The organism is Pseudomaricurvus alkylphenolicus, assembly GCF_011683955.1.
Taxonomy (GTDB): Bacteria; Pseudomonadota; Gammaproteobacteria; order Pseudomonadales; family Cellvibrionaceae; genus Pseudomaricurvus; species Pseudomaricurvus alkylphenolicus.
This window is the reverse complement of the sequence record NZ_JAAQPI010000007.1, coordinates 384,140-392,482: the sequence shown is the minus strand read 5'-3', so window position 1 is coordinate 392,482 and position 8,343 is coordinate 384,140. Positions and strand designations below refer to the sequence as shown.

The 8,343-nt window shown below is 46.9% G+C and carries 7 protein-coding genes; all 7 read right to left on the bottom strand.

The genetic code is table 11. The annotated features are described in order from the left end of the window. Window positions 1-540: 540 nt before the first annotated feature. The 7 genes from HBA55_RS19415 to HBA55_RS19385 all read right to left on the bottom strand — a co-directional run bounded on the left by HBA55_RS19415 (window position 541) and on the right by HBA55_RS19385 (window position 8,305). Window positions 541-1,050 carry a hypothetical protein gene (locus HBA55_RS19415; protein ID WP_166994847.1) on the bottom strand — a complete coding sequence of 170 codons (510 nt, stop codon included), beginning with the start codon at window positions 1,048-1,050 and terminating at the stop codon, window positions 541-543. 181 nt (window positions 1,051-1,231) lie between these two features. Then, on the bottom strand, window positions 1,232-1,873 hold the full coding sequence (locus HBA55_RS19410) for a site-2 protease family protein (protein WP_166994845.1): 642 nt from the start codon (window positions 1,871-1,873) through the stop codon (window positions 1,232-1,234). A gap of 413 nt (window positions 1,874-2,286) precedes the next feature. Beyond that, the gene (locus HBA55_RS19405) at window positions 2,287-2,721 is read right to left on the bottom strand and encodes a hypothetical protein (protein WP_166994843.1); all 435 of its coding nucleotides are present in this window, start codon (window positions 2,719-2,721) and stop codon (window positions 2,287-2,289) included. 597 nt (window positions 2,722-3,318) lie between these two features. Then, window positions 3,319-3,849, bottom strand: a complete 531-nt coding sequence (locus tag HBA55_RS19400) for a hypothetical protein (protein ID WP_166994842.1) — start codon at window positions 3,847-3,849, stop codon at window positions 3,319-3,321. 85 nt (window positions 3,850-3,934) lie between these two features. Then, window positions 3,935-4,282, bottom strand: a complete 348-nt coding sequence (locus HBA55_RS19395; protein WP_166994840.1) for a CPCC family cysteine-rich protein — start codon at window positions 4,280-4,282, stop codon at window positions 3,935-3,937. 431 nt (window positions 4,283-4,713) lie between these two features. Then, complete coding sequence (locus tag HBA55_RS19390) at window positions 4,714-5,877, bottom strand: AAA family ATPase (protein ID WP_166994837.1); 1,164 nt, start codon at window positions 5,875-5,877, stop codon at window positions 4,714-4,716. A gap of 112 nt (window positions 5,878-5,989) precedes the next feature. Beyond that, window positions 5,990-8,305 (bottom strand): TonB-dependent receptor, encoded by a 2,316-nt coding sequence (locus tag HBA55_RS19385; RefSeq protein ID WP_166994832.1) that lies wholly within the window; start codon window positions 8,303-8,305, stop codon window positions 5,990-5,992. Window positions 8,306-8,343 lie beyond the last annotated feature (38 nt).

The window sequence follows — 8,343 nt, the reverse complement described above, 5'->3', positions numbered from 1 at the left end:
GCCTTGACCGGAAAACACCGGATGAGGTTTACTTCAATACAACGCCGCTTTCCCTGGTGGCTTAAACCTTGGCGTGGATCCACTTATAGAATGGGGATGAGCTGTTCAAAGGAAGGGGGCCAGCTCTTACGCCTTTATGCAGGCGATGGGTTTGTTTAACGACCACGCAGAGGGCTGCGCGATTCGTAAGGATGTGGAGCGTAAGCGAAAGGGTTTCAGACGGCCGGTTTAAAGCTGCTTACCAGAAGCGTACACCTTGCGCATTGCGAAAGGTGCTATGACGTGCACAAACCGTACCTGCTAAGATTAACTCGGACTTAGCGAGCGGACATACCTCAACTCATGCAGATCATATTCTGGAATAAGGACTTCGGTCTTTTCATTGCCATCTGCTACGAAGCCCAGTTTTTCGTATAATTTTCTGGCCCTGAGATTTTCTTTGACGACCCAGAGGTAAAGAGCTTGCCAGCCAAATACGATGTATCTCCATACTTTCGGGGACCATGGCGTGCCAGGAGCGGACACTTGAGATGCTCTGATTCAGGCATAAAATAAAAGCTTGAAGTATTTCTCGTTTGGAAGAACTCGACTAGCGTAATCATCCCATGTTGGCCAGTCTATGTATGGCTTGATTGGAGCCTCGTTTTTTCTGTCCTTACAATTTAGATCAGTATTCCTGAATTCTACGACGGCCTGTAAAAACCGAAAGATATCATTCTCATTTGAGGCCGGAACTGCAACAATCGTGATTGTTTTGGGTTCGCGTCCAGTATCCTCAAATATTCTTTTTGTAATCACCTCTTGGATTCTGCTCGCTGTCGTTCCGACAACCTGAAGGTCATATCTATCCAGGAAATTTGCAGTTACTTCGCTTTCTGCTTTGACGTATTCAACTACATATCTCTTATTGCCGCAGCCAATAATCCCTGCCAATACGAATATGTAATCACCCACTTCTATAACGTCACTATGTATTTTCAGCTGAGCAGTAGCCGAAGAAGTAAACAGCTGAAGCAAGACAGTCAGGATCGACATTATCGCATACTTCATGTATAGACCTCATTTCTCAGAAGAAAGCAATACAAAATTTAACTTCGCTTTAGTGCCATGAACGGACTGATTAATGTCAACCATACGGTGTATTTACTTGGATCAAGTGAATAGAAGACGCCTAAAGCACGAAAAGATTGGCAGCATCAAACTGCCAACTAGGTATTAGAACTTGATGTCGTTAACTTGATTCCAGTGTAACGAAGAATTTCTTTTTCGTATTTTCGTGGGTTAGAACTTCGATTTCGACCGTTTCACCAGGATCTTTCATCGAAACCTCTGTTCCCATTACAACACTTCCGCGATAGAAAATTCCATTGATTGCAACAATGGTCATTCCTTCCTTCAAACCGGCTTTTTCTGCCGCTGAACCGGAAGCAACGTATCTTATCTTTCCAGTGTTTTCTGTACGCAGCCCTATACTTACCTTCGAGTAAACAGCAGCCACGCCATAAAGGTGTGGGCGTCTAATCTGGCTGGCGACGTACATTCCACCACCGTATGAACCCACGGTTTCGTCTTTAGTGATTTCACTACCAGTTAAAATAACTAGCTCAGCCCCTACCTTAGCGGCCTCTTTTTTGAGTGTTCCGACTAATACTTCTTCGGTTGCGTATCCGTTACCATGCGCTGCGACATTGGCAACAGGGATATAGGGCTTGTTTGGTGGGCTCGACTGATGAAAAACTTGAATTTGTTCTGCGGTTAAGTCTGCGCTACCCACTAAGTGGGCCGACTCGGGTACCGTTTTGCTCACACCGGTAGCTGCTGCACATCCGCCAAGTAGCATTGCCGAGAATACGGCAAAAATAACTCTATTCATTGTTCACATCCCTGTTTTCTGGATTATAGGCACATCGCTTTTGGTTGTCGAAAATCACGACAATTTCATTCTATGGTCATACCTGTTCTTTGTAAACATCATAGTCATTTGTCGTTTCGATCCGACTGCATTGGGTTACCCCCAGCTGTTAGTGCCTACTCACAGGCGCTTAGATACCAAAAGCTGTAATCACAGCACACTGCATATTGCCCGATTGTGTTTCAAACTGTGATCGCTCCATAGCTTTCCTTCAGGAAGAGATTCGGAATTTTCTAATAGGGTGGCCACATCAGTGGGCGACACGACTAACTCTTCTTCATTCAGCGCTACGAACCAATCGTCAAGTATTTTCACGTATACTCCATATCCCGACGCAGCGGCGGTTCATGCCATAAGCGGACTGTACAGAGTCTTCATTCCCGATCTTTGACATAGCAATCGGTTACCTCAGCATTAATCAATGGTCGCCAGCAAAATCCTTCGGGAGTACCCCAGATCTCCATGGATTCAGACATTCCTGTTTCGCTGTCATCGTAGGCGGTAATTATAAATACACAAGAGTTTTTATCAGCAGGCAAAATCTGATAATCAAAATCAAAGCTGCTCCATCCACCTTCCCACTTCTGAGAAAATTTTCCTTTTGTTTGATCGATTTCGATTTTGATAAATGGCTGGCCATCCCAGATTTCGATCAACCTTTGTCTGGCATCCGCATCACCTTTCGAAAGAGAGTTCAAATAGTATTCAAAATCCAATTTCCACTTCCCAGTCAGAGACATTTCACAGGAGATCGACATGAGCGGCATCAATGATGTCAAGAAAACCAACAGATTGATCGAATATTTCATATCGTTTCCTTTTTTGGAGTCAAATCAAGAGTGTCTCAATGGTGCCAATAGCTGACAGTTTCACTCCAACGATGTACGCCTTAGTAGGTGGTTCGTTGTAGTTAGCTCTAGCTGCAAGCACCCCAGCCAAACATAACTGTCATACTCTTCAGCGATCTTGTTTATCAGTATTTCTGTATCCAAATATACTTGTTTTGGTGTGTACATCAGTAGAGTGGTTCGGCTTCCACAGCTGTATGTGTATGCCAAAATATTGTCGACACTATTAACTTTCTTCAGCCGAGTCTCTATTAGTTCGAATTCTTTGCAAGAAGGAGGCACCCATTCAGCGTTATGACGTCTATGTTTCTCATTCACGAACCCATAATTTCTCAAAGACATACTCAAATTGAAATGCAACTCCGATCTCTTTTCAGCAGAGCATTTAGGTGCACTATCATTCGCTAGTGTAGGAATGCTCAGTAAGAGCATTGCCAGGAACATTAGAAGCCGTGCTATCTCCACCAAAATATCACTCCCCCTTCTGAGTTGTGCCAGCAGCAGACAGTTTCAACGCTGAGGTAGCTGCCAGTTTGCTGGCATTCATGAAGCGTCTTGTCATGTTGCATTAATGCCAGCCTGATGATTGAAAAATAATACCAATTTACCCGCAGTGGTTACTTTGCCATAGTAAGGATTGCCTTCACAATCATTTAAGCTACGGCCTGTTCTTTGTGCGATCATCTCAGCGAGATCCAAATCAAGATCTTCCTCATCGAGTTTTAGCGTTTCAAACAGATTGTCTGAAGCCTTGATAGGGACTACGTGCTTTGTCGGTAACGCTGCCTGAAGCTGCTCATACGTGGCTCGAATTATCCATGTGTCTACCGCACGAGCATCAAATTCTCTTGCAAACTCACAAATAGAAAGCCCCTTTCGCTCCTCGCACAACTTATGAAAATACTCATCCATTTTTTGTTGCTCAAATTTACTCCAGCGAATTACCAATAGGGTAATGGCAATAACGACCGCAAGCATAACCGGCTCATAGATTACTAAGCCCCCAGCCAGGGCTAGTAGAACAATCAAAGCTAGTTTACTAGCTTTCTTTGGCCTGTATTCAGGCATAAATCTTGATGCTTTCTTCATAGCTTATATTGCAACGTAACGCCGCCAGCAGGGGCAAGAAAACCAGAGCGAAGCGGCGGATTTTGTGTCCCTCTGGCTGGGCTTGTTATGAGTTTTGATTCCAGTAGGTTTCAGACTCATAGAGAACAGCTTTATTGTGCCAATGCTCTCGCGTCTTTTGTTCATTGTATGTTTCGATTTCAGCTTTCGTAAGAGGCCGCCACCGTTTGCTTCTCTTTAATCCCTCAGCTATTTCGACCGACAACGGATATTCAGTTATTGATTTTTCCTGTGCCTCAGACAATGACTCACCATTTGCCCCGCCACCTGAACATGGATTTGCAAGCTGGACTCCATCATCTTCCCAGCCACAAATCTCACAAATATTGTAGCTTCCATAGTTTTCTTCACAAGTTAGGAAACCACATGATGGGCAGGGCAAGTCGTCACTCATGCTTTTACTCATAACGCTATATTCAGCATCTAGACGATACTTTGAAATATGTCATTCTGACGTATATGCATGGGGGGAACGGGGTAGGAAACGAAATCCTTTCATAATCAATGACAAGCCTTAATTCCCTATAAGCCTGAGGTGTTATATCACGTTGCAGCGGCCTGATTCTACAACTCTGTGGTTTCAGTCTACATTTTGATCAAAATTTCGCCGCTTGATCGGCATTATATTAGAATTTGCTAACATTCCGCTTCGGGTTAACAGCTGTCAGATTAATTCGATTCTTTCTAAGCCCACTTTCTGAGCCCACACATCCACCACACAAGATTCAAACCGACACCTATAGCTCTCTGGTTTGGTACCAATCCAGCAACTCAATTATTTACACTTCGCTACTTTCTCAATAAACACCCACTTAACCTGCGAACTCACCCATCCGGCCAATGCCATGGCGGTTCATCGAGCATACCAAGGCCTTTCACTTCGGTTGAGCCCAATACTTTTTCCAACTCAATCCCACAACAATCATCAAACTGATTCAGCGCCGCAATCAATCGGTTGGCGTGAGAAATAACCCACACTTGGGTTTGCTCGGCCGCGCGGGCAATCAATCGTGCCAGTGCCGGTAACAGATCCGGATGGAGGCTGGTCTCCGGTTCGTTCAGCACCATCAAACCTGGAGGTCGTGGTGTTAACAGCGCAGCAACCCAGAGGACATATCTGAGTGTACCGTCGGATAGTTCTGCTCCGGTCAGGGGGCGTAACAACCCTTTTTGGTAAAACTCCAAACTAAAGCGCCCATCTTCGTGGCGAATAACATCCAGTCGAGCCCCGGGAAAGGCATCGCTAATGGCTTCTTCCAGGGCTTCGTGATCACCGATTTCCCGAATGGTCTGAATCGCCGCCGCCAAGTCGCGGCCATCGTGATGCAAAACCGGTGTGCGGGTGCCCAGTTGCGGTTGTCGGGCGGGAGCGTCCTTGTCAGTGCGAAAGTGGTCGTAGAAACGCCAGCTGCGAATCATTTCCCGCACCTGGAATACCTCCGGCGCCGCGGCCGGGTCTGCGAGCTGGTCAAACATGCTGCTAAAGGTTTGCACGGAGCCGGGGAGTGGGGTCCAGCTGCGGCCTTCTTTGATTCTGACTTGTGGACCTTTGCGCTCAATCATTTGTGACGCCGGCCGGTAGATGGGCCCGGCCCAGATGCTCTCGTGTTTGATCTCCGGGTCAAGTGAGAAGGCCGAAGGTGAAGGTTTGGGTAAACCCAGCGAGATGGCGTAGCTGAATTCCTCGGTGGCAAAGCCCATGCGCAAGCGCACGTCTTCCTGGCGGGGACCACCTTGTACGGGGACTTCGCCGCTACGCATGCGTTTGGAGAGTTTTTCGGGGCCGGCCCAGAAGGTGGAGTGGAGTCCGCCTTCGGCGGCGAGTGAGTTGGTAACACCGCCCTGGGCGGTTTCGGAGAGTAGACGCAGGGCTTTGTAGAGGTTGGATTTGCCGCTGCCGTTGGGGCCGGTGATAACGTTAAGTGGGCCCAGGGGCATGACCAGTTTGAGAATGGAGCGGTAGTTATTGATGGCCAGGGCGGTCAGCATATTCAATCTTCCTGATTTGCAATTGGAAGTATACCGAATATGTTCAGTTGATGCGCATAGGCCCTGCCTCCAGAACGTGCTGGAGTTCAAGCCTATGGTCATCAATGATGGATCAAATAGCCAGTTTTAGCTGAATCGCCAGGGTTCGTGGTGCGCCGCTGAATGCGAAGAAAGCCCCATCCTGAAAACCGGAATCACCCGCCATTGTGAAGTACTCTTCGCCAGTCAGGTTCTTACCCAATAGGGCTACTTCCCAGCTACCTTCGGCATTGCTTAGAGCCAAACGCGCGTTGACCAGGGTGAAATCAACTTGCAAAGAGCGTTCATCCAAGTCAGAAGCCAAGTATTGATCATCGGTGTAGTTGACGTCGATACGGCTCATCAGCTCCAGATTAGATGATAGGGGCGTCACGTGCTCGATGGCCATGTTGACGGTCCATTTAGGTGCATTGGCCAGTGTTTCACCTCCTAGGTCTTGAGTACAGCCAACGGGAGATAGCAAAAGTTGTTCATAAGTACAGTTCGTATCTGGAAATTCATCATAACGTGCATCCAAGTACGCCATTGAACCGCTCATAGTTAATGACTCGGACAGTCGAACCATACCGTCGACCTCAACCCCCCGACTGATCGCTTTCGCCGCGTTGCCCACGACAAAACTCAGGCCATCGTAGGTGGATACTTGAAGGTCATCGTACTCAGTATTAAACAATGCAAAGTTCAAAACTGCAGAACCATTCAGTAAGGTTGTTTTACCACCCAGTTCAAATGCCAGTGCCTCTTCTTGATCAAAACTGAAGGTCGTTGGAGTACCTGCCGGACTATATTCACCGTCATCATCACCCGTTAAGCCCGGCTCGCTATAACCGCCTGATTTGAAGGCTTTACTCAGGCTGGCGTATAACATCACATTGCCGCTAACATCGTACTGCAGCTTTAAAGACGGTGACACATTTTTATCAGTATGTTCACCACTAACGGAATGCGTGTAAATGCCAAGAATATTCATATCCAATATAGCGGCAGGGTTCGTCTGAGCAGAGGTCCCTAGATACTCAGACACCAATAGAGAGCGATTGGCCTCTTTGTTTTCGCTGCTATATCTAAGCCCCAAGGTCCAAGTTATGTCCTCGGTTTGATGCCAGCTCAGTGATCCGAATATCGCATAGGTTTCGGAGTCTTGAAAAAACTGACTATTAAAGCCCGTTGTGCCAGCGGATGTACCGGTATAACCAAGACCAGCCAACACAGGGTTGCGTGCCAATGCTGCAGTTGATGTACCCACGCCCAGCAAACGATCAGTATTGAATTCACTCTTCTGATAATAGAAGCCCGCGATGTAGTCAAATTTCTCGCCTAACGCTGAGGTCAGCCGCAACTCTTGACTAATCTGTTGATATTCTTGATTCAATGCAACGCTAATGACATCCGCTGGTGAGAAGTCTGTGTCGAAGATGTCGTTTGCTTCAAAGGTTGAATATGCCAGGTTGGATGTTAATTCATGAGAACCAAAATCATAGGTAACATTGAGAGTGAAGCTCTCGCTGTCAATTTTCATGGTTTCAGCATCGGAGGTAGAGCGTTGATACTCATCAATATCAAAATCCGGATCGAAGAATGTGTATGCGACCATTTGGGCCGCTGTTGCATCAATCACGCGATTGTTTTTCCCAGCTGTTTCAGTTTCTCCATTTTCGTATTTAAAAAATACATCAAGTTTATTGAGTGGCGTCCACAACAAACTCACGCGTCCTGTCTGGACATTGGAATTCATTTCCTCGTCATTTTGCAGGGTATTATCTATAAAGCCGTCAGTTTCTGAGTGACGCAATGCGATACGACCGGTCAAGTTTTCTGCAAGAGGGCCAGAAAGAACAGCTTCGGTGGTTTGGCTGCCCTCTTCAAACTCATACTCAGTCAAAATACTGGCTTCCAGCGTATCAGTTGGGCGAGCTGAGGTAATGGTAATGGAGCCCGCAATAGTATTCTTACCGTATAGCGTTCCCTGGGGGCCGCGCAGTACTTCGACAGAGCCGACATCAAGAAAGGGAGCCTGAAACTGCCGAGCCTTACCAGCATAAACGCCGTCAACAAACATACCAACAGACTGTTCAAAGCCCTGGTTTTCACCCGATCCCAAACCGCGGATATACACGCCGTTTTCGGCAGGGCCCTCACTGATTTTCAGGTTAGGCACATACGATGAAAGTGCCGTCAAGTCCTTGATGCCCGACTCTAAAATCTGATCACCGCTGATTGCACTCACTGAGACAGGGACTCCCTGTAAGTTCTGTTCGCGCTTTTGAGCCGTAATGATTATCTCTTCCAACACCAGTGCGGATTCAGCCATGACGCCTGTAGCTGTAACCATGGATATGGCAGACATTATAGCGGTTTTGGTAAAGGCTGGTTTTCTCTTCGTTATCATTTTCTCTTCCTCTTGACCGTTGGTTTTTGGAATAACTA

Excerpts from the sequence above, each read along its gene's own strand:
- HBA55_RS19385 (WP_166994832.1), bottom strand. The coding sequence starts at position 8,305 with ATGATAACGAAGAGAAAACCAGCCTTTACCAAAACCGCTATAATGTCT.
- HBA55_RS19415 (WP_166994847.1), bottom strand. The coding sequence starts at position 1,050 with ATGAAGTATGCGATAATGTCGATCCTGACTGTCTTGCTTCAGCTGTTT.
- HBA55_RS19390 (WP_166994837.1), bottom strand. The coding sequence starts at position 5,877 with ATGCTGACCGCCCTGGCCATCAATAACTACCGCTCCATTCTCAAACTG.
- HBA55_RS19405 (WP_166994843.1), bottom strand. The coding sequence starts at position 2,721 with ATGAAATATTCGATCAATCTGTTGGTTTTCTTGACATCATTGATGCCG.
- HBA55_RS19410 (WP_166994845.1), bottom strand. The coding sequence starts at position 1,873 with ATGAATAGAGTTATTTTTGCCGTATTCTCGGCAATGCTACTTGGCGGA.
- HBA55_RS19395 (WP_166994840.1), bottom strand. The coding sequence starts at position 4,282 with ATGAGTGACGACTTGCCCTGCCCATCATGTGGTTTCCTAACTTGTGAA.
- HBA55_RS19400 (WP_166994842.1), bottom strand. The coding sequence starts at position 3,849 with ATGAAGAAAGCATCAAGATTTATGCCTGAATACAGGCCAAAGAAAGCT.